Source organism: Flavobacterium myungsuense (assembly GCF_042677265.1).
Taxonomy (GTDB): domain Bacteria; phylum Bacteroidota; class Bacteroidia; order Flavobacteriales; family Flavobacteriaceae; genus Flavobacterium; species Flavobacterium myungsuense.
This window is the reverse complement of the sequence record NZ_JBHTIZ010000046.1, coordinates 16,554-37,643: the sequence shown is the minus strand read 5'-3', so window position 1 is coordinate 37,643 and position 21,090 is coordinate 16,554. Positions and strand designations below refer to the sequence as shown.

Genomic DNA, 21,090 nt, shown 5'->3' with positions numbered 1-21,090 from the left:
TAGATTGATAAAAGAGGCTGTCTATTTAGACAGCCTCTTTTTTTATTTTTCTTTTAAAATGTGATTTAGTAATTTGATTTATTCAGGAATTTGCTGGCTTAAGCAATGTAAAGTTCCAAATCCCCATATCAAGTCTATAGCACTTATTGCTATAATTTCTCTTTTCGGAAAGCAATCTGCAATGATATTTAATGCAATCCTATCGTTAGCATCATTAAATGTAGGAACTAAAACACAATTATTTAAAATTAAAAAATTAGCATAACTAGCAGGAATTCGCAATCCGCCAAATTCTAATCGTTTGGGCATAGGTAATGTTATAATTTTTGGAGGCAAGCCATTTTCTAATATAGCATTTTGTAAAATCTTTAAATTTTCTTGCAAAGGGTTGTAATTATTGTCTTTGGGGTCAGATTCTACAACGGTAACAACAGTATCTTCATTTACAAATCGGCATAAATCATCAATATGGCCGTGTGTATCATCACCTTCAATTCCGTCTTTGAGCCAAATTACATTCGTAATGCCAAGATATTCCTTAAAAACAGCTTCATAATCGGCTTTAGTAAATCCTTGATTTCTGACTTGAATACTTGGATGCATCAAACATTCTTCTGAAGTGAGTAAAGTTCCTTTTCCATTAACGTCAATGGCACCACCTTCTACAATTACTGGTTTGCCTTTATATTTAACTTGAGTCAGTGGTATTTTTAAAAAATCGGCAACTTTATTTGGAACATGTTTGTCTAGTTGAAAATTTTTATATTTTGCCCAACCATTAAAGTTAAAATTTAAAGCTTCTCTTTTAGCACCATTTTTCACCAGTATGGGTCCGGAGTCCCGCATCCAACTTCTATTGGTTTTATGTATGATGAAAGAAATATTTTCAACTATAACATGCGCCGTTTGGAGCATCTCTAAAACTTTTTCTTTTAATTTTTCATCAGCCACAACCAGAAAAACCGGCTCGAAGCTAGCTACTTTCTTTATAAATTCTATAAATGCCCATTGTATCGCTTCGTATTTTCCTGGCCAATCATTACCATTATGAGGAAAGCAAAGCAAAATACCTTGCTGCTTTTCCCATTCTGCTGGAAATCGTCTATTATTCGTAGTACTCATGATTAATCGATAGCTCTTTTTGTAATATCTCCATAAGCATCGATACGTCGGTCTCTAAAAAACGGCCAATTCTGGCGCACGTTTTCTTGTAAATCTAAATCGACTTCGGCAATCAAAATCTCTTCTTTATCAGTAGATGCTTGAGCTAAAATCTCTCCTTGTGGCCCAGCAATAAAGGAAGATCCCCAAAATTGAATGCCAGCAGTCCCTTCTATGTATTGCTCTAAACCAATTCTATTGGCAGCAGCCACATATACACCATTAGCAACAGCGTGCCCTTTCATGACATTCATCCAAGCGCCGTGTTGGTTTTCTCCGTATTCTTCTTTTTCAAGCGGATGCCAACCAATAGCTGTTGGGTAAAACAAAACTTCAGCACCTTGTAAAGCGGTTAAACGAGCTGCTTCAGGATACCATTGATCCCAACAAATTAAAGTTCCTATTTTTCCTTTTTGTGTAGGTATAGTTTTGAAACCTAAATCTCCTGGAGTAAAATAGAATTTTTCATAGAAATGGGGATCGTCAGGAATATGCATTTTGCGATACAATCCCGCCTCTGAACCATCGGTATCGATGATATAAGCACTGTTATGATAAATTCCAGCCATTCTTTTTTCGAAGAAAGGAACAATAATTACTACGCCAAGTTCTTTTGCTAAAGCACTAAAAGCAATAAATGATGTACTGTACAATGGTTCTGCTAAGGAAAAATTATTCACATCTTCACTTTGACAAAAATAATGACTACTGTACAATTCGGGTAACGAAATTACTTCAGCACCTTTACTAGCGGCATCACGAACCCAAGATAAACATTTTTTCAGATTGTTTTCGGCAACATCATTCAGATTCAATTGAATGACTGCTATTTTATATTTCTTGTTTGGCATGACAAAAATTTAGAATGCAAAAATAGTTATTTTTATAAAGAGGAGGGTTAAAGAGAAATGGATTTTTTATTAGCTTTTTTTGTTTGAGCTTAGGATTATCATAAAAAATAAATTATTCTTTTTAATTATTTATAATTTAAAGAATACACTATTTATTATACAAAAAATAATAGGCTTCAACATTATCTAGATAAACGCCATCAAAACCTGCATCGATAATTTTCTTAAGGTACGATTTGTCGTTACCGTAAATAATTGTTTGCCATTCAGGATTCCAAAATTGAATGTAAAATTCATTTTCGTATCCAGCATAGTTTTTCTTAATCCAAACAGGATCATTTAGTATCCAATTTCCATTCCAATAGTACCGCCAGTTTTCTGCAGCTCCAATATTCATGTAAGCAATAACTAAACGTTTAGCACCATTTGCTTTAGTTTTTAATTGATTAATCTCATTAGAGGACAGTGGTTTGTCATCAAAAAATAAATCTATAGAAACGACGTCATAATTAGTTGCTGCAATGGCTTTAAAAAAATCGGTTTTCTTTTTAAAATTGCCAGCGTTAATAAGATACAAAAAGTTTTTGGCATCACTAAATTTTGTTATGTCATTAGTATTTTCATCTATAATTTCTTTCGGAATTTCTTTATAATATTCGTTACCATTTACTCTAGGAAAGCAAATGAAACCTTCTTGTTTGTTTTTTGCTATTACTGTTTCAATATCAGAATCGTTTGTAATATAATCAGATACAATTATTTTCTTCTGTTCTTTAATTTTTTGCAAATTGTTATACCTGTATGTATCTGTTTTTAGTTTTTTATCAAAAAATAAATCTTCAATGCCTATTCCGTCTATAGCACTGATATAATCAGAATTTATTCCTAAACTAGGATTAATTTTATTAAAAATTAAATCGACACCATTTTGGGGAATGATAATAAAATCACTGTCGTAGCTTCTAGCATATTTAGAGATATTAATTACAAAATCTTGCATCTTTAATCCCGCTTTTACAGTATTACTGTCTTTAGAAGATAAAAAAGAGGATAATAGTAACACAATCAAGATGAATAATATTTTTGTTTTCATAAAATGTAATGCGTAATAAGTTATAGAATTGACAAAACTAAAGTAGTTACTAATTCAATTTTATCATTGTTTTACTTTAATTCAATTTTTCTATGATAATCAATTCATTATGTCTTTCAACTCTTGGAATAGTTCGAACAGTGTATTTTTTCGCATTAAATCCAGCAATATAATTTAAGTTTCTTTTATTTTGAATTTGTTCAACTATCATGGTGTTGAATAATATAATTCCAAAGTTGCTAAGAATTATATCCAGCCTGTCGGTAAAAAACCTTTCAAATAAAAAGTTAGGCATCTTTGTATCTTGAAAAACATCAATAATAATTAAATCGTATTTGTTTTTTGTTTTCAATACAAACTCAAAAGCATCCCCAATACAAATTTCTAAATTTGGAATTTTATCCAATTTAAAATAAGTATTTGCTATATTTATAATTTCAGTATCAATTTCTACGCCAGTAATTTTTCCTTTATATCCCACATCGTTAATCAATGTTTTTATAACACTTCCTCCCGCTACCCCAAGAACTAAAATATGATTCATAGTATTTATCTTTTCAAATCCAATACTTTTGAGTCCTTTTCGCAATATACGTTGCAAACTGCCATAGGAATAATTAGTATTTTTGCTATCTAAAACCAACTCGCCGTTTGCCCAAGTTATTTCTAATGATTCGCTAATGCTTGATTTTTGTTTTAAAATACGGATGGGAATAATGTAACTGAGCAGTTTTTTTAACATTGAAAAATATTTTCATCAAAAATAAGAGATTAATATTAATTTTACTCTAAATAGTAGTAAATGAAAAAAAGGATTTACCAATTTATCTTCTTCCAATTGATGGGTTGGAAAATAGTAGGATCAATCGACGAGAATATTAAAAAATGTGTACTGATGGTTGTTCCTCATACCAGTTGGCACGATTTTTTTTTAGGAGTTCTTACCAGAGGGATTGTTCAATTAGAAATGAACTGGGTTGGTAAAAAAGAATTATTTCAATTTCCTCTGCAATATTATTTTCGTTGGATGGGTGGCGTACCACTGGATAGATCTGGCGGATTGAATAAAGTAGACTCTATTGCAGCTATTTTTAAAAAGAGAACCATTTTTAGGATGGCTATAGCTCCCGAAGGAACTCGAAAAAAAGTAACTGAACTTAAAACTGGATTTTATTTTATAGCAATAAAGGCAAACGTACCAATAATTCCAGTTGCATTTAATTTTGGAATGAAAGAGGTAAATATTGGGCAACCATTTTATCCTTCAGGAAATAGTAATGAGGACATTAAAATCCTATCTACTCATTTTATTAATGTCAAAGGTAAGAAGTCGGAATATAGTTTTGAAGTAAAAAACTAAATTTGATTAGGGATTGTATTCTACAAATTTCCCATTGGTATAAAAAATGACAATCTTTTCTATTTTATCTTTATTCGAATACGTTATTGTATCTTGAATATTAGAAATCTTTTTTGGAGATATAGGATTACCGGTTTCTTGTTTTTTGGTTTCTTCAAACACATTTTCTTCAAATTTAATTTCAGTTATCGGAGTAGGAGCAGTTGAAATTTTTTGGGCTTCATTTTTAGGAAAACTTCCTTTACCATTCAAAATCCAATACAAATCTACCTCAGGAAAAACCTCTAGAATTTTCAAAATAAAATCCAAGCTGGGCTTATTTCTTCCCGATAGCAAATGTGATAAACTAGAACGTTGCACACCAATTTTATCAGCTAAACTCGATGCGGAAAGGGAATAATATTCGATAATAAATTCTAATCTTTTTATAAAATCATCTGAGTTTATCATTGTAAATTTTTTAAAACGAAACGTAGATTACAAATGTAATCAAAAGTAATGAATTAACCAATTTCACAAAAGTAAATCACCTCTAAACGACTAAAAAGTATAAATTAAAACATTAATTAATTATTAATAAAATATTGATTAACATAGAATTAAAATCTAATAATTAATTATAGCATTTGTGTTTTGTCGAATTGAAATTTAAACTAACAAAAAAATAAAAACTAGTTTACAACAATAAACAATTGAACGCTGTTTGTTGTTTACAATTGTTATTTTAAAGATGTTTACTTTTGTAAAGTCAAAAAAAAGAACATGAATTTAGAATTTATCTTTAGTAAATACAAAGTCGAAACTTTACAAGGACGCTATATTACATTGAATGATATTGCTCCTGTTTTAAATAAATTAAACACTGAAAATCAACTTGCGATTGAAGGATATTCGGTACTTAAAAATCCTATCTATTCCTATCAAATTGGTGCTGGAAAAATCAAAATATTTCTTTGGTCTCAGATGCATGGAAATGAAAGCACGACTACAAAAGCACTCTTCGATTTTTTAAATTTATTGCAAAGCAATTCGGAACTTGCAATTGATTTACTCAATCATTTTACTTTTTATTGCTTGCCAATGGTAAATCCAGATGGTGCCAAATTGTATACCAGAGAAAATGCAAATCAAATAGACTTAAACAGGGACGCTCAAAATTTGACCCAACCGGAAAGCAAAGTTTTAAGGGCGTATTTCACCAAAGTTAAGCCTGATTATTGTTATAATCTTCACGATCAACGAACTATTTTTGGAGTTGCAGATACCGGTAAACCAGCAACAGTATCTTTTTTAGCGCCTTCTTATAATGAAAACCGAGATGTTAATGAAGTTCGAACAAAAGCCATAAAAGTTATTGTTGCAATGAATAATGCATTACAGCAGTACATCTCTAATCAGGTAGGACGATTTGATGATTCATTCAATATTAATTGCATAGGAGATACATTTCAATCGATGAATGTACCAACAATATTGATAGAGGCGGGGCATTATCAAAACGATTACAATAGAGAAGAAACTCGGAAATATATTTTTATTGCATTATTGTCAGGATTTGTTAAACTTTTCGAAAACGATATAGTTAATAACGAAATCGAAGATTATCTGAATATTCCTCAAAATAAAGTCGTGTTTTATGATTTTGTTTATAAAAATGTCAAAATAAATTATGATAGTAATAAAATAATCACGAATATTGCAGTTCAATTTAAAGAAGTGTTATTAGATAATAAAATAAATTTTAACGCTTTTATTGCTAAAATAGGCAATTTTGATGATTTTTTTGGACATTTTGAATACTATGCTAAAGAGGCAGTTTTTTCAAATAAAACCAATACTTTTCCTAAAATTGATGATAAAGCAGATTTTTATTTGAATAATAATATAAAAATTGAGAACGGTAAGATGAAAATTTAATTTTTACCTTAAACAACAAAAACAACAAAAACAACAACAACTAAATATATTTTTATGAGTAAGTTCAGATTAGACGAAGTTGATCACCAGATATTAGATATGCTGATTGATAATACCAGAGTTCCATTTACAGATATTGCAAAAAAATTATTAATTTCTGCAGGAACCGTTCACGTTAGGGTAAAAAAGATGGAAGACGCAGGAATCATTATGGGCTCGTCTTTGGTACTTGATTATGATAAATTAGGGTATTCATTTATCGCTTACATCGGTGTTTTTCTTAATAATACTTCTCAAACTAAATTTGTTTTAGAGAGAATTAATGAAATCCCTTTTATAACTGTTGCCTCTGTAACTACAGGAAAGTTCAATATCTTTTGCAAAATAAGAGCTAAAGACACAAAACATGCTAAAGAAGTGATTTTCATGATAGATGATATTGATGGAGTATACAGAACCGAAACCATGATCTCACTAGAAGAAAGTATTAATGATAAGAAGCGATTAATGCATACTATTTTTAAAAATATGTAATTTTCTTGAGAGCTATATTCTTTATGATATAACCTCAAGTTTAATCTTGGGGTTTTTTTTATTAAATTAACTACTTATCTTACTACAACAACTAAATTTATGTACACGCTACCTAAAAACGAACGTTTTAACCAAGAAGTTCTTTCTAAATACCATATTTACAACAGTGTTTTTATTACATTACCTTTTGATTCTATAGACAATACTGGCGTTTTATTGCCTTTATTTACAGATGTTTGCGATACAGGTTTTAAAAAACAAGAAACTCCTAAAGATATTGTTAACTTTTTCGTTGGTAAATATTTACAAAATGCTTCCGAAGAAGATCAAATAGATTTGATGTTTCGATTTATTCAATATATCGAGCGTCAAATTGTATTGTTTGATGCGATAGAAGATGCTGCTTTTCCTGTTGTAAATAACATGGAAGGGAGAGGTTCTTTGCGTGATATCATGGAAAAGTCTGAAGCCAAGCATAAAGAAGAAGATTTAATTGATTTTTTAGAAAACTTCAATGTTAGAACGGTTTTAACTGCACACCCTACTCAGTTTTATCCTGGGGCTGTTCTCGGAATTATTAATGACTTAACTGATGCTATTCGCAAAAATAATTTATTAGAAATTAAGCAATTGTTAGCTCAATTGGGTAAAACTCCTTTTATTCAAGCGGTAAAACCAAATCCTTTTGACGAAGCCGTAAGTTTAATTTGGTACCTAGAAAATGTTTTTTACGAAACAGCTGGTGAGATGGTACACTATCTAGAGAAAAATATTTTTGATGGTAAATCTATTAAAAATGCAATAGTAAAACTAGGATTTTGGCCGGGAGGTGATCGCGATGGAAATCCGTTTGTGACCACAGAGATAACCTTAAAAGTAGCAGAGCGTTTAAGAACTTCTATATTAAAGTGCTATTATTTTGAAGTTAGAAGTTTAAAAAGGAAGTTAACGTTCTATAATGTTGATGTTTTAATTACCGAATTAGAGCAAAAATTGTATCGTTCTGTATTTTATTCAAAAGGGGAAATATTTATCACCCTAGACGAGTTTAAATCGCAATTAAATAAAATAAAAACAATAATTATAGAGCAACATCAGTCTTTGTATCTTGACGAATTAGAAGCATTGTTAATAAAAGTTAACTTATTCGGATTTCACTTTGCTTCGTTAGATATTCGTCAAAATAGTAGAATACATGATGCTGTTTTTAAAGATGTTGTACAGTATTACTTAAATAAAAATACTACTATTTTTCCAGAGAATTATTTCGAATTAAATGAAGCTGAAAAATTTGAAGTCTTGTCTAAAGTTTCTGGTAATTTAAATTCAAAAGATTTTGAAGATGAATTAACAAGGTATACTATCGAGTCTATCCAGGCCATACAAACAATACAAGAAAATAATGGTGAATTTGGCGCAAATAGATACATTATTAGCAACAATGAAAGCGCACTAAATGTAATGGAGACTTTTGCTTTATTTCATTTAAGTGGTTGGGATAATCCAACGGTTGATATAATTCCGCTTTTTGAATCGGTTGATGATTTACACAATGCGCACATCATCATGGAGAAATTATACACCAATCCAGCGTACGCCAAACATCTTGACAATAGAAATAAAAAGCAAACGATTATGCTTGGATTTTCTGACGGTACAAAAGATGGGGGCTATTTAATGGCAAATTGGAGTATTTATAAAGCCAAAGAATCTCTAACCGCAATGTCTAGAAAATACGGTATAAAAGCCATTTTCTTTGATGGTCGTGGCGGACCTCCAGCACGTGGTGGCGGTAAAACCCATAAATTTTACGCTTCACTAGGGCCAAAAATCGAGAACAATGAGATTCAAGTAACAGTGCAAGGGCAAACTATAAGTTCTAATTTCGGAACCTTAGATTCTTGTCGTTACAATCTAGAAAATCTATTGAGTGCAGGAGTCACCAATCAGGTTTTTAATAAAGGACAAAACGAATTAACGGTTGACGAGTCGGCAATTTTAGACCAATTGGCTGAATTGGGTTATGAAAAATATTTAAGTTTTAAAAACCACCCAAAGTTCATTCCGTATTTAGAACAAATGAGTACGCTGAAGTATTATGCTAAAACTAATATAGGAAGCCGACCATCAAAAAGAAGCAAGTCAGAACATTTAGATTTCAAAGATTTAAGAGCGATACCATTTGTAGGTTCTTGGAGTCAGTTAAAGCAAAACGTACCCGGATTTTTCGGTGTAGGTAGTGCTTTGAAGCATTTTGAAGATTCAGGACAATGGAATAAAGTTCAGGATTTATACGATCATTCTTTATTCTTTAAAACTTTATTAGAAAACAGTATGATGTCCTTGGCAAAATCATTTTTCCCATTGACAGCTTACATGAGAAAAGATCCTGAATTTGGAGAATTTTGGCAAATTATTTATGATGAATTTGTAGAAACTAAGCGATTGTTACTGAAAATAGCTGGTCATAAAGAGCTAATGGAAAATTATCCTGACGGTAAAGCATCTATTGACATAAGAGAGCGTATTGTATTGCCATTGTTAACAATACAGCAATATGCTTTGTTGCGAATTCAGGAATTAAACAAAAAAGAAAATCCAAATTTAGACTTGATAAAAACCTATGAAAAAATCGTAACGCGTTCGCTGTTTGGGAATACAAATGCAAGTAGAAATTCGGCTTAAAAAAGCAAACATGAATTCAAATCAATTACCTTCAAACGAATATTCGAAGTTTAATGCCACTTACATTCAACCTTTAGAAAATGTGAATCTAATTGAAGAGCTCGAAATTTGCTTGCATGATTTTATCCGATTCGTGCAAAACATCCCAATGGATAAATTTGATTATAGATATGCTGAAGGAAAATGGACAATAAAAGATATTATTCAACATATCATTGATGTAGAGCGTATTTTCAGTTATCGGGCATTGCGAATTTCTAGAAACGACCAAACGCCTTTGCCTGATTTTGAAGAAAATAGTTATGTAGAGCAAACCAATGCAAATGCTAGAAGCATCCAAGGATTGTTAACTGAAATGGCTGCTGTTAGAGAAGCCACATTGTTGCTTTTTAAAAGTTTTACTCATGAACAACTTCAATTAATAGGTACTGCTTCTGATAATCTGATTTCGGTTCGCGCTATTGGATTTATTATGATTGGACATCAAAAACATCATCAAAGAATTTTTAAGGAAAGGTATTTATAATTTTTATCCCTGAAAATCTTCTCCGCCGGAATCATTTTCTCTTTTCTGCGATTTTTCTTTATCACCTTTTTGTTTGTTGAATCTATAAGTAAAAGAAAGCGTTAATTGTCGTTCGCGCCATTGCATTTCCATATCAGAATTAACGTTTGGTAATCTTAATGCATTTATTCTTTTTCTGGAATTAAAAACATCGTTCACAGTAAAAGAGAGTGTGCCTTTGTCTTTCAAAATATCTTTACTAAATGCAAGATTCATACTTGCAACCCCTTTATTGGTTCCCTGAGCCACTTTTTGCGGCGCATTATAAGTACCATTGGTTTGAAAATCGATTTTATATGGCAATGTTACTTTTGAAGTAATTCGTGCAAACCAAGTAGAAGATGAATTATTGAAATTGATGGTTTCTATTTCATTTGAGGCTTTGATATAGGTGTAAGAACCATCGGTTTTATTGCTAAAAAAATTAAAATTGGTATTCAATCTCCACCATTTGTAGGGAGAATAATTCAACGTAAATTCAAAACCTATTTTATCATCAGTGGCTAAATTAAAAGGCGTGTTTATAATTACAGGTATTCCATTAATAAGATCGCCTCTTTCTTTACGAACTATTTGAAAAGCATCAGAAGTTCTATTAATATAAAGGGAAGTACTTAATGTTGTTTTCCCCCATTTTTTTAAATATCCCAAATCAAAAGCATCACTTAAAGACGGATTCAAGTCAGGATTACCTTGAAATAAATTAATATTACTAGAATATTGAGAAAACGGATTAATAAATAGATCTCGAGGTCTTGTTATTCGCTTACTGTAGTTTATTGATACGCTGCTTCCTTCCTTTATTTCATAAGTAAAAAAAGCACTCGGAAAAAAGTTGGTGTATTTTTTAGCATTAAAATCTTGAAGTGTAATTTGGTTTACTTCAATGTTTGAATTTTCGAATCTCAGTCCAAATAAATAAGAGAATTTATTAATTTTTGAACCAAATTGAGAGTACAAAGCACTTACATTTTCTACATATTCAAAAATGTTTGTAAAATTGGAATTAATTGTAAAATTGTTGTTTCCTAAAACATCTTCTTCGACTTTAAAGTCAGTATTTAAGGTTAAATAATTACCTCTAAATCCAGCTTCGAATTGACTATTTTTACCAATTGGCAAAACATAATCCGATTGGATTAAATTCCTATTTTGGCTTTGAAGATTTGTTGTCCTTTCTGAAGAAATAAAATTAAAAATGGGCACAATTTGATTGCCAAAGATATTTGAATTGTTTTTGTCTCTATTTTGTGAAAACGAAGCATCTATAGTTAATTTAGCCCCTTCTTTTTTAAAAGTTTTGATAAAATTAGTAGCATATTCTACATCTTGACTGCTTCTAAAGAGGTCGTTAAATCGACTTGTTTTGATAAAAGAATTGTCTGCATTAGTAATTGAAAAGAAAATATTCTCAGGATTGTCGCCATTGTTATTACGTAATGTAAGCGTATTTATCCATGTAGTCGATTTATTAAGATACAGCTCAATGCCCATAATTCCGTTAAAACCTTCACTTTTTCTATTGTTGGTTCTTCGCTCTTCTACATAAGATTTAAAACTTCCATCAGGATTAAAATTTTCCTGATTAACTTCTGTATTTCCGGGATTGTTTCTTTTGTTGTAGCCTAATGTTGCAAAGATGTTAGAAAATTCACTGCGAACATTTATATTTCCTGAAGCGCCAGTATTTTCAGGAGTACCAGCCGATAGAATTAGTATACCGTTTACGCCATTATTTTTTCCTTTTTTCAGAATAATATTCAAAATTCCACCTCCACCTTCAGCATCATATCGAGCTGATGGATTGGTAATTACCTCAACTTTATCAATTGCATCAGCAGGAATTAATCGAAGCGCTTCAGCAATGTTTATTGCAACCGAAGGTCTTCCGTCAATAAGGATTCTTACATTGTTATTGCCTCTCAAACTCACATTTCCCTCAACATCAACTGTTACTGAAGGAATATTGTCTAAAACATCACTTACAGTTCCGCCTTTTACCATCAAATCCTGACCAACATTGTATACTTTTTTATCTAATTTAATTTCAACAGTACTTTTTTCAGCACGAATTTCAACTTGATTTAATTGTGTTGCATCTTCTTCTAAAACAATAATTCCTAGATTGGTGTTTTCGGATAATTTTTTGTTTATTATTTCAGTTGGTCTAAAGGAAATGAATTCGATTTTAATGGTGTAAACTCCCGGTACAGTTGCAATGGTAAACTCCCCTTTATTATTGGTAATTCCACCAGCAATTGTTTTTAAATTCGATGTATTTAAAAATGTAATTGTAGCATATTCTAAAGGTTGTTTGCTCACTTTTTCGATTACAATTCCTTTGATATTGATTGTTTTTAATTTATCACTATTTTGAGCAAAAAGGCTAATTGAAAATAAAAATAGAAAAGCAAGAAAGAGATAGTTTGGATTTTTCATACATGAGTATTATGCTATAAAGCTTTGCAAAGATAAGTTTTAATTGAACGAATCAATACCTAAATACTATGTTAAAGAAAAATCAAAGTATGGTTTTAATATTTTCTAATGGTCTTGCAATAACGGCTTGGTTTTTATTGATAACGATTGGACGTTCAATTAAAATGGGGTTATCAATCATAGCTTGAATAATTTCTGCATCAGACATTGTTTTGTTTTTATAATTTACTAACCAAACCTTCTCTTTTGCACGAACTAGTTCAAGAGGTTTAATTTGTAATTTATTAATGATTTCAGATAATTCATCAAAGGTAGGAATCTGTTCTAAGTACATAATAATCTCGAATTCTTTACCAGTTTGTTCTATAAAAGCAAGGCATTCTCTTGATTTTCCGCATCGTGAATTATGATAGATTTGAATCATGAAATATGTTTTAAATTTTATGTAAAGGAATTGAATTATTTTTAAAAATTAAACTAATTTCGTAGAGTATAATAAAGAGTATATTTTTAACTATGTTTATAGAACAAGGAGTTCAACTTGAGAATAAGTTTTGGAAGTATATAATTGGTTCTTTAGTAATTATTTTGGCATCAACTTTAGGGCAAATACCTTTAATGGTAGCTGTTTTTTTAAAATCACTTTCTGACGGGAAAAACATTCCAACAAGTTCAGAGGATTTGATGAAAGTTTTCGATTCTAATTTGACATTGTTTTTAGTATTAGTTTCGTTTGTTTTTGCTCTTGCGAGTGTATATTACGTGGTTCGATATTTTCACAATCAATCCTTTATAAGTATAACGACATCAAGGAAAAAAGTTGATTGGAATAGGATTTTATTTTCTTTTTCTATTTGGACATTTTTTACTATTGCCTCAACTGTTGGATTTTATCTCTTTTCGCCTGAAAGTTTTGCAATCAATTTTAAACCAATTCCGTTTTTAATTTTGGTTGTTATAGCAATTGTAATGATCCCAATTCAAACCAGTACAGAGGAATATGTTTTTAGAGGATATTTGATGCAAGGATTTGGGAATTTAGCATTAAACAAATGGTTTCCACTTGTAATGACGTCATTAATATTTGGTGGTATGCATCTTTTTAATCCCGAAGTAGAAAAATTAGGATACATTATTATGGTTTATTATATTGGAACAGGTTTTTTATTGGGCATCATGACTTTAATGGACGAAGGAATGGAACTATCTTTAGGTTTTCATGCTGCCAATAATTTAATTGGGGCATTATTAGTTACTGCAGATTGGTCGGTTTTTCAAACCAATTCCATTTTAAAGGATATTTCAGAACCAAGTGCAGGATTTGATGTAATTTTGCCAGTAATTATAATTTATCCTTTACTTTTATATATCTTTAGTAAAAAATACAATTGGACAAATTGGATTGAAAAGCTTACTGGAAAAATAGAATATTCAAATTTAAAATTAACTAATACTATAAACGAAATTAATCATGATACCAACTTATCATAACGTACACAATTCCTTTAAATTAAATGGATTTCATTTTAATCGCGAAAGTTTATTACGTGTGGCATATAGTTTTATAAAAGAAGGAGAAGATTTTGAAAAGCCAATCGGAGATTTTTTATTAGACTGGTTTGACGATAAAACCTATATCGATTTGCAAACTTCTGGAACTACGGGAGCTCCAAAAACAATACGAACTTCTAAACAAGCTATGGTAGAGTCAGCTATTGCAACCGCAGATTTTTTTGGACTTAAACCCGGAAACAAAGCATTACACTGCTTACCTGTAAAATATATTGCTGGTAAGTTAATGTTTGTACGCGCATTTATTATTGGATTAGATATGGATTTTGTCGCTCCTAGCGCAACACCATTTCAAGGAGATATTGTAAATAGAAAATATGATTTTATAGCCATGGTGCCGTTACAAGCTAAAAATTCATTGAAAGAATTAAATAGTAATGTAAAAAAAGTCATTATTGGTGGTTCTATGATTAGTAAAGCGTTACAAAAAGATTTATTAAAAATAGCAACCAAAGTTTATGAAACCTACGGAATGACTGAAACCATTACTCATATTGCTGCTAGAGAAATAAAAGAGAAGTCATTTACAGTTTTACCAGAAATTACAATTTCTCATGATTATAGAAATTGTTTGGTTATACATGCACCAAGAATTTCTGACGATTTAATTGTTACTAATGATATTGTAGAATTAGTAGGCGAAAATCAGTTTCAATTTATAGGTAGATATGATAACATTATTAATAGTGGTGGAATTAAATTAATACCGGAACAAGTAGAGGAGAAACTTTCAGGTAAAATTCCTTCTCGATTTTTTGTAACCGGAAAAAGTGATGAAAAACTAGGTGAAAAATTAATTTTAGTAGTTGAAGGTGATAAAAAAACTATTGACGAATCTGTTTTCGATACATTAGATAAATATGAAAAACCAAAAGAAGTCATTTTTGTTCCAAAATTTAAGCAAACAGAAAACGGTAAAATTTTAAGAAAAGAAACTAGCGAAAGCTTGTAGTTAAGCTATTTTTTAAAAAATAAAAACGCACTCAATATATTTTGTTTAGTGCGTTTTTTTATGTGCTATTTTTCCATTTTAAAATAATAGTCTGCTGAATGTTTTCCACTTCCATAAAACAAGAAAAATAGGCTAGTCGATAGAGTAAACATTTACAGAATTAAGTTTCCTATATTCATTTCGCCTATGAAATAATAAGTACAGCACCAAATAATATAGAAAGTTGCGCAATAATAGCCCATCTGGTTAGTTATCCAAAAATAATGATTAGTCATCCCATGATATGAGTTGCTGCAATGTAATGAAATACAAACATTCCGCCTAAAAAATTGCTTATAGGAGCAATTACATCTTCAAAATCTAGATTGTTGGTTATAAATGAAGCTCCTTTGTAAATTAAAAAAAAACTCCCCTAATAACATACGTAAGAAATCTAATGCGTATAAAGTGTGACTATTAGCTCATTTATTCAAACCTTTAACTTAAATATCCATAATAATTTAGTTTAAAATTCAATACTAAATTGCTAATTTATTTGTTAAAAATCCATTAATTATTAAAATATACAATATCATTTATAAAGAATTCATTTTTTAAAATTTCAATTTTTGACTTTTTATTGGTTTTAAAATTCATTTTTTGCCAAGCTGTAGTAGGATTTAAGCGAATTTCCTCCCCATTTAGCTTAATGTCTACTGGCATGCCAAAATCTTTAACGTCAGTAATCCATCTGTATTCAAAATTATTTTTATTGCGTTTTATTTCCAGAAACGGAATGCCAGCATAGCGAAGATATTGGTTGAAAATTGGAGTAAGATTCATACCGCTTTCTTGATTAAAAAAAGAAATAACTGTTTCGGTATCTATGATTTGATGATAAAATGTATTTGAATAATTTAAGAGTATTTTCCACCACTTGACATCATCGTTTATAACATGTCGCAAAGTATTCAACATTAAAGCTCCTTTTGGATACATATCGCCAGAACCTTCATTATTTACATTATATTGACCTATGATTGGTTTGTCGAAACTAACATTTTGTTTCATCCCATTGATGTATTTCATTGCCTTTTCATAACCATATAAACATTCAATATAAACAGCTTCAGTATACATTGTAAATCCTTCATGAATCCACATATCAGCAATATCTTTAGATGTGATGCTGTTGCCAAACCATTCATGACCACTTTCGTGAATAATTATATAATCAAAACTTAAACCAACTCCTGTTCCTGATAAATCATGTCCCTGATAGCCATTTTTATACTTATTTCCATAAGCTACAGCGCTTTGGTGTTCCATACCTAAATAGGAAGTTTCAACTAATTTGTAGCCATCATCAGTAAAAGGATACGTTCCAAATTTACTTTGAAAACAATCCATCATTGGTTTAACTTGTTCAAATTGAAATTTCGCATTGGCTTCATTCTCTCGTAAAACGTAATAATCTAAATCTATACCTTTATAATTTTCACCAAAATGAACATAATCGCCAATATTTATAGTTATATCATAATTGTTTATAGGATTTTTCACTTCCCAATCCCAACGTGTATATCCATTTTTTAAATCTTTGGAACCTGTGAATCTTCCGTTAGAAACATTCATCAATCCGTTTGGAACAGCAACTTTTATGGTAGTACCGAAATCAGGTTCGTCAGTTTGTGAATCTTTACACGGATACCACAAACTAGCTCCAGTTCCTTGAACAGCTACTCCAATCCAATCTTTTCCGTTTGCGTCTTTGTTGTAAACAAAACCCCCGTCCCAAGGAGCATGTTTGGAAATTAATGGATTTCCGGAGTAGTAAAATCGAATTTTTTGTTCTTCTGAACTTTGTGGTAATGTAGAACTGAAATTAATAAAAACGGCATTAAACTCTCTAGTATAATTTAGTTTTTTAGAATTCAAAACAATGCTGTCAATTTTCATATTTTCAAACAAATCCAATTGAATTTTATCACTGTTTTCAATGACTTTAAAAGTAATGTCGTTAAACCCAACAATCGATTTTTCTTCCGGATTGATTTTGACGTTTAAATCATAATGCAAGATATCAAAACAGGTTCGTTCAGGCCGTAATCCGCCGTGAAGAGAATCTTTTCGTGTGAAAGTTTCTTGGGCGGAAAGATATTGGAAACCAAAAATTAGAATAAATGTAAAACTGATTTTTTTCATAGTATATGATTATTTCAAACCTGAATGACTCCTAAATTAAATTTCTTTTCAATAGGCGAGTGGTTGGCTGCTTCAATGCCCATAGAAATCCAAGTTCGGGTTTCTAATGGATCAATAATAGCATCTGTCCACAATCTTGCTGCAGCATAATACGGTGAAACTTGCTCATCGTAGCGTGCTTTTATTTTGTCGAATAATGCTGTCTCTTTGGTTTTATCTACCATTTCACCTTTTGCTTTAAGCGAAGAAGCTTCAATTTGTGCCAATACTTTTGCAGCTTGCGTTCCGCCCATAACGGCTAATTCAGCACTTGGCCATGCAAAAATTAATCTTGGATCATAGGCTTTGCCACACATAGCATAATTTCCAGCTCCGTATGAATTGCCAATGATAACAGTAAATTTTGGTACAACTGAGTTGGAAACAGCATTTACCATTTTTGCTCCATCTTTTATAATTCCGCCATGCTCTGATTTGCTTCCTACCATGAAGCCAGTAACGTCTTGAATGAAAACCAATGGAATTTTCTTTTGGTTGCAATTGGCAATAAATCGAGTGGCTTTATCAGCTGAATCTGAGTAGATAGCACCGCCAAATTGCATTTCCCCTTTAGCTGTTTTAACCACTTTTCGTTGATTAGCGACTATTCCTACTGCCCAACCATCAATTCTGGCATAAGCAGTAATTAGTGTTTTGCCATATTCACCTTTGTATTCATCCCATTCAGAATTATCAACTAATCTTTTTATGATTTCATACATATCGTATTGATCAGTACGTGATTTTGGCAAAATTCCAAAGATTTCTTTTTCGTCTAATTCGGGTTTTAGAGGTTTCTCTCTATTGAATCCTGCTTTGTCATAATCGCCAATTTTTCCAACTATATTTTTAATTCTATTCAAAGCATCTTTATCGTCTTTAGCTTTATAATCGGTTACTCCTGAAATGGAACAATGTGTTGTTGCACCTCCAAGAGTTTCATTATCAATTGTTTCTCCAATTGCGGCTTTTACTAAATAGCTTCCTGCCAAGAAAATACTTCCAGTTTTGTCAACAATCATAGCTTCGTCACTCATAATAGGCAAATACGCTCCGCCAGCAACACAACTACCCATGACTGCCGCAATTTGTGTAATTCCCATACTTGACATTATGGCGTTGTTGCGAAATATCCGTCCAAAGTGTTCTTTGTCAGGGAAAATTTCATCTTGCAAAGGCAAATAAACCCCTGCGCTATCTACTAAATAGATAATTGGCAAACGATTTTCCATAGCAATTTCTTGTGCTCGTAGATTTTTTTTTGCTGTTATAGGAAACCAAGCGCCAGCTTTTACAGTTGCATCATTAGCAACAACTATACATTGCTTTCCTTTGATGTATCCTATTTTTACTACTACACCTCCTGAGGGGCATCCGCCATGTTCAGCGTACATTTCATCTCCAACAAAAGCTCCAATTTCTATACTTTTTGCCTTTTCATCTAGTAAATAATCAATACGTTCCCGAGCAGTCATCTTTCCTTCAGCATGAAGCTTTTCTATGCGTTTTTCACCTCCTCCAAGTTTAACTTTAACTAGTTTTTGTCTTAAATTTGTTAATAAAAGTTTATTATGGTCTTCATTTAAATTAAAATTCATGTCCATGTTAAATAATAAATTTTTTGAAATGCTAATGTACGAAAACCTATCTAAAAATGTTTAGCACGTATTTTAAAATGTAAAGTTGTATATTTATTGCTCTTTTTTAATGATTTAATATTCACTTAACATTAGAATAATAAATTTGCGAATTATAAATTATCAAATTATGACATTAAATAATATTTTTCAGTTCTTGGTACCTAAAGATAAAAAGTTTTTTCCGCTATTTGAAGAAGCTTCTGCTAATTTAGTAATTTTAGCAGAAACTTTACACGAAGCGGTAAACGCACCTAAATTAGAGCGTGATGAATATTTCAAAAAAATTGAAGAACTAGAAGCTACTATAGAGGAAATTACTCACAAAACTCATTTAGAGTTAAGTAAAAATTTTATTACTCCATTTGATAGAGAAGATATACATTCATTAATTAAAGCGATAGACAATGTCGCCGATTATATGCATGGAGCAGCAAGCAGAATGCGTTTGTATCAAGTTGAAAAAATAACGAAATCTATTCGTAAATTAACTGAAATTAATCTTGAAGCATGTCAGCTTATTAATGAAGGAATTAAGCAGCTAAGAGACATGAATAATATAAAGATAATTAAAGAAACTTGTAAAAAAATTAATAAATTAGAAAGCAAAGCGGATGTTGTTTTTGATAAAGCAGTTGCCGATATTTTTGAAAATGAGACCGATGCAAAGAATATAATTAAATATAAAGAGGTGCTTTCAGCCTTAGAATCTGCATCTGATAAATGTAAAATTGTTGCCAATGTCATGGAACAAATTTCAGTAAAACACTCCTAAATAGTAATTTTAATTTAGACATACCATTATGACTTTACTAATTACTATTATAGTTCTCGCCTTATTATTTGATTATATAAATGGTTTTCATGATGCAGCAAATTCGATTGCTACAATTGTTGCAACTAAAGTATTAACACCATTTCAAGCAGTTGTTTGGGCTGCTTTTTTTAATTTTTTAGCCTATTGGGTTTTTGGTTTTGGAGTTGCTGATACAGTTGCAAAAACCGCTAAAACGGAACACATCGATTTAGTGGTTATTTTATCAGGAGTAATTGCAGCAATTATTTGGAATCTAATAACTTGGTGGAAAGGAATCCCTTCTAGTTCGTCTCACACATTGATTGGTGGATTTGCTGGTGCAGCTATTGCTCACTCTGGTTTTAATGTTGTGAATTGGTATAAACCAGGTGAAGACGGGAATTTGCCATCAGGAGTACTAGTAGTAATCGCTTTTATTGTTTTAGCTCCACTATTAGGAATGATAATTTCTTACTTTATTTCACTTTGGTTAATGTATTCTTCAAAAAAGAATATTTATCCAAAAATTCTAACTTTAATCCTGATGTCATTGGCAGTCTGGTTTTTAGATACAGTATTAATTTCTTATAAAGATATTGCAAAACCGAGATTTGAAAGTGAGTTTTTTAGTGTGATTGCTGAGCCATCTAATATTAAGTGGTTGTTAGTTGGTTTTATATTTTTTAGTATTGCAATTTTTAATTTACTTTTCAGTAGTTTTTCTACTGCTAGGTCTGAATCTATTTTAAAAAAAATGCAGTTACTATCATCGGCTTCGTTTAGTTTAGGACATGGTGGTAACGATTCTCAAAAAGTTATGGGTATTATTGCAGCTGCAGTAGCAGTATATTTAAATACGCATCCAAATGTAAATATGTCTTTTGGGTGGTTCGATTTAGATGTAGTATTACCTTCTGAAAAAAACGGTGTTAAAATAGATGGCAAAATGCCAGAATGGATTCCAATAGCATGTTATGGAGCAATTGCGGCAGGAACATTAAGCGGTGGTTGGAAAATTGTAAAAACTATGGGGTCTAAAATTACTAAAGTAACTGCTTTTGAGGGTGTTGTAGCAGAATCTGCCGGTGCACTTACTTTATTTATGACAGAGCATTTTAAAATTCCAGTGTCTACAACTCACACTATTACGGGTTCAATTATCGGAGTAGGTGTTACCAAAAGGATTTCAGCAGTACGTTGGGGTGTAACAGTAAAACTATTATGGGCTTGGATTTTAACAATTCCTGTATCGGCTTTAATAGCTGCCTTACTCTATTATTTTATAAAATTATTTTAGTATTCACA

Annotated in this window: 18 protein-coding genes; 9 read left to right on the top strand and 9 right to left on the bottom strand. The window is 31.0% G+C overall.

Annotated elements, in window-relative coordinates; genetic code table 11:
• Positions 1-78: 78 nt before the first annotated feature.
• From ACFQ0S_RS12815 to ACFQ0S_RS12800, 4 genes are all read right to left on the bottom strand, one after another.
• Positions 79-1,122 (bottom strand): agmatine deiminase family protein, encoded by a 1,044-nt coding sequence (locus tag ACFQ0S_RS12815; protein ID WP_379759447.1) that lies wholly within the window; start codon positions 1,120-1,122, stop codon positions 79-81.
• A gap of 2 nt (positions 1,123-1,124) precedes the next feature.
• Entirely contained in the window at positions 1,125-2,012 is an 888-nt protein-coding gene (locus ACFQ0S_RS12810) for a carbon-nitrogen hydrolase (protein WP_379759450.1), read from the bottom strand.
• 148 nt (positions 2,013-2,160) lie between these two features.
• Entirely contained in the window at positions 2,161-3,105 is a 945-nt protein-coding gene (locus tag ACFQ0S_RS12805; protein WP_379759453.1) for an endo alpha-1,4 polygalactosaminidase, read from the bottom strand.
• Positions 3,106-3,181: 76 nt separating this feature from the next.
• Entirely contained in the window at positions 3,182-3,847 is a 666-nt protein-coding gene (locus ACFQ0S_RS12800) for a spermidine synthase (RefSeq protein WP_379759455.1), read from the bottom strand.
• Between the two features lie 60 nt (positions 3,848-3,907).
• Between ACFQ0S_RS12800 and ACFQ0S_RS12795 the strand changes: the two genes are divergently transcribed.
• A complete protein-coding gene (locus tag ACFQ0S_RS12795) occupies positions 3,908-4,465 on the top strand; it encodes a 1-acyl-sn-glycerol-3-phosphate acyltransferase (protein WP_379759458.1) in 558 nt (185 codons plus the stop codon).
• Positions 4,466-4,471: 6 nt separating this feature from the next.
• On the opposite strand, the gene ACFQ0S_RS12790 is transcribed toward ACFQ0S_RS12795, so the two are convergent.
• Complete coding sequence (locus tag ACFQ0S_RS12790) at positions 4,472-4,915, bottom strand: helix-turn-helix domain-containing protein (protein ID WP_379759461.1); 444 nt, start codon at positions 4,913-4,915, stop codon at positions 4,472-4,474.
• A 312-nt stretch (positions 4,916-5,227) separates the two neighbouring features.
• On the opposite strand from ACFQ0S_RS12790, the gene ACFQ0S_RS12785 reads away from it, so the two are divergent.
• From ACFQ0S_RS12785 to ACFQ0S_RS12770, 4 genes are all read left to right on the top strand, one after another.
• Positions 5,228-6,382: a M14 family metallopeptidase gene (locus ACFQ0S_RS12785; RefSeq protein WP_379759464.1), complete on the top strand. Its 1,155-nt coding sequence runs from the start codon at positions 5,228-5,230 to the stop codon at positions 6,380-6,382.
• Positions 6,383-6,436: 54 nt separating this feature from the next.
• Positions 6,437-6,916, top strand: coding sequence for an Lrp/AsnC family transcriptional regulator (locus ACFQ0S_RS12780; RefSeq protein ID WP_151106251.1), 480 nt, complete (start codon positions 6,437-6,439; stop codon positions 6,914-6,916).
• Positions 6,917-7,015: 99 nt separating this feature from the next.
• Positions 7,016-9,601, top strand: a complete 2,586-nt coding sequence (locus ACFQ0S_RS12775) for a phosphoenolpyruvate carboxylase (RefSeq protein ID WP_379759467.1) — start codon at positions 7,016-7,018, stop codon at positions 9,599-9,601.
• A 10-nt stretch (positions 9,602-9,611) separates the two neighbouring features.
• Positions 9,612-10,127: a DinB family protein gene (locus ACFQ0S_RS12770; protein ID WP_379759470.1), complete on the top strand. Its 516-nt coding sequence runs from the start codon at positions 9,612-9,614 to the stop codon at positions 10,125-10,127.
• Between the two features lie 3 nt (positions 10,128-10,130).
• Here ACFQ0S_RS12770 and ACFQ0S_RS12765 read toward each other — a convergent pair whose 3' ends face one another.
• Together ACFQ0S_RS12765 and arsC are read right to left on the bottom strand one after the other, a co-directional pair.
• Positions 10,131-12,605 carry a TonB-dependent receptor domain-containing protein gene (locus ACFQ0S_RS12765; RefSeq protein WP_379759473.1) on the bottom strand — a complete coding sequence of 825 codons (2,475 nt, stop codon included), beginning with the start codon at positions 12,603-12,605 and terminating at the stop codon, positions 10,131-10,133.
• An 82-nt stretch (positions 12,606-12,687) separates the two neighbouring features.
• On the bottom strand, positions 12,688-13,029 hold the full coding sequence (gene arsC, locus ACFQ0S_RS12760; RefSeq protein ID WP_379759476.1) for an arsenate reductase (glutaredoxin): 342 nt from the start codon (positions 13,027-13,029) through the stop codon (positions 12,688-12,690).
• Positions 13,030-13,121: 92 nt separating this feature from the next.
• On the opposite strand from arsC, the gene ACFQ0S_RS12755 reads away from it, so the two are divergent.
• Positions 13,122-14,096 (top strand): CPBP family intramembrane glutamic endopeptidase, encoded by a 975-nt coding sequence (locus ACFQ0S_RS12755; protein WP_379759479.1) that lies wholly within the window; start codon positions 13,122-13,124, stop codon positions 14,094-14,096.
• Positions 14,077-15,129 (top strand): AMP-binding protein, encoded by a 1,053-nt coding sequence (locus ACFQ0S_RS12750; RefSeq protein WP_379759482.1) that lies wholly within the window; start codon positions 14,077-14,079, stop codon positions 15,127-15,129. Before ACFQ0S_RS12755 ends, ACFQ0S_RS12750 begins: the two co-directional genes overlap by 20 nt.
• Positions 15,130-15,678: 549 nt before the next feature.
• On the opposite strand, the gene ACFQ0S_RS12745 is transcribed toward ACFQ0S_RS12750, so the two are convergent.
• Positions 15,679-17,313, bottom strand: coding sequence for a M1 family metallopeptidase (locus ACFQ0S_RS12745; protein ID WP_379759485.1), 1,635 nt, complete (start codon positions 17,311-17,313; stop codon positions 15,679-15,681).
• Between the two features lie 14 nt (positions 17,314-17,327).
• Positions 17,328-18,956, bottom strand: coding sequence for an acyl-CoA carboxylase subunit beta (locus ACFQ0S_RS12740; RefSeq protein ID WP_379759488.1), 1,629 nt, complete (start codon positions 18,954-18,956; stop codon positions 17,328-17,330).
• A gap of 163 nt (positions 18,957-19,119) precedes the next feature.
• Between ACFQ0S_RS12740 and ACFQ0S_RS12735 the strand changes: the two genes are divergently transcribed.
• Together ACFQ0S_RS12735 and ACFQ0S_RS12730 are read left to right on the top strand one after the other, a co-directional pair.
• A complete protein-coding gene (locus ACFQ0S_RS12735; RefSeq protein ID WP_379759491.1) occupies positions 19,120-19,764 on the top strand; it encodes a DUF47 domain-containing protein in 645 nt (214 codons plus the stop codon).
• Positions 19,765-19,792: 28 nt separating this feature from the next.
• On the top strand, positions 19,793-21,082 hold the full coding sequence (locus tag ACFQ0S_RS12730; protein WP_379759494.1) for an inorganic phosphate transporter: 1,290 nt from the start codon (positions 19,793-19,795) through the stop codon (positions 21,080-21,082).
• The last annotated feature ends 8 nt before the right edge of the window (positions 21,083-21,090 follow it).

What these genes read in the sequence shown, in the direction of transcription:
- ACFQ0S_RS12815 (WP_379759447.1), bottom strand. Translation starts at nt 1,122, where the DNA reads ATGAGTACTACGAATAATAGACGATTTCCAGCAGAATGGGAAAAGCAG.
- ACFQ0S_RS12810 (WP_379759450.1), bottom strand. Translation starts at nt 2,012, where the DNA reads ATGCCAAACAAGAAATATAAAATAGCAGTCATTCAATTGAATCTGAAT.
- ACFQ0S_RS12805 (WP_379759453.1), bottom strand. Translation starts at nt 3,105, where the DNA reads ATGAAAACAAAAATATTATTCATCTTGATTGTGTTACTATTATCCTCT.
- ACFQ0S_RS12800 (WP_379759455.1), bottom strand. Translation starts at nt 3,847, where the DNA reads ATGTTAAAAAAACTGCTCAGTTACATTATTCCCATCCGTATTTTAAAA.
- ACFQ0S_RS12795 (WP_379759458.1), top strand. Translation starts at nt 3,908, where the DNA reads ATGAAAAAAAGGATTTACCAATTTATCTTCTTCCAATTGATGGGTTGG.
- ACFQ0S_RS12790 (WP_379759461.1), bottom strand. Translation starts at nt 4,915, where the DNA reads ATGATAAACTCAGATGATTTTATAAAAAGATTAGAATTTATTATCGAA.
- ACFQ0S_RS12785 (WP_379759464.1), top strand. Translation starts at nt 5,228, where the DNA reads ATGAATTTAGAATTTATCTTTAGTAAATACAAAGTCGAAACTTTACAA.
- ACFQ0S_RS12780 (WP_151106251.1), top strand. Translation starts at nt 6,437, where the DNA reads ATGAGTAAGTTCAGATTAGACGAAGTTGATCACCAGATATTAGATATG.
- ACFQ0S_RS12775 (WP_379759467.1), top strand. Translation starts at nt 7,016, where the DNA reads ATGTACACGCTACCTAAAAACGAACGTTTTAACCAAGAAGTTCTTTCT.
- ACFQ0S_RS12770 (WP_379759470.1), top strand. Translation starts at nt 9,612, where the DNA reads ATGAATTCAAATCAATTACCTTCAAACGAATATTCGAAGTTTAATGCC.
- ACFQ0S_RS12765 (WP_379759473.1), bottom strand. Translation starts at nt 12,605, where the DNA reads ATGAAAAATCCAAACTATCTCTTTCTTGCTTTTCTATTTTTATTTTCA.
- arsC (WP_379759476.1), bottom strand. Translation starts at nt 13,029, where the DNA reads ATGATTCAAATCTATCATAATTCACGATGCGGAAAATCAAGAGAATGC.
- ACFQ0S_RS12755 (WP_379759479.1), top strand. Translation starts at nt 13,122, where the DNA reads ATGTTTATAGAACAAGGAGTTCAACTTGAGAATAAGTTTTGGAAGTAT.
- ACFQ0S_RS12750 (WP_379759482.1), top strand. Translation starts at nt 14,077, where the DNA reads ATGATACCAACTTATCATAACGTACACAATTCCTTTAAATTAAATGGA.
- ACFQ0S_RS12745 (WP_379759485.1), bottom strand. Translation starts at nt 17,313, where the DNA reads ATGAAAAAAATCAGTTTTACATTTATTCTAATTTTTGGTTTCCAATAT.
- ACFQ0S_RS12740 (WP_379759488.1), bottom strand. Translation starts at nt 18,956, where the DNA reads ATGGACATGAATTTTAATTTAAATGAAGACCATAATAAACTTTTATTA.
- ACFQ0S_RS12735 (WP_379759491.1), top strand. Translation starts at nt 19,120, where the DNA reads ATGACATTAAATAATATTTTTCAGTTCTTGGTACCTAAAGATAAAAAG.
- ACFQ0S_RS12730 (WP_379759494.1), top strand. Translation starts at nt 19,793, where the DNA reads ATGACTTTACTAATTACTATTATAGTTCTCGCCTTATTATTTGATTAT.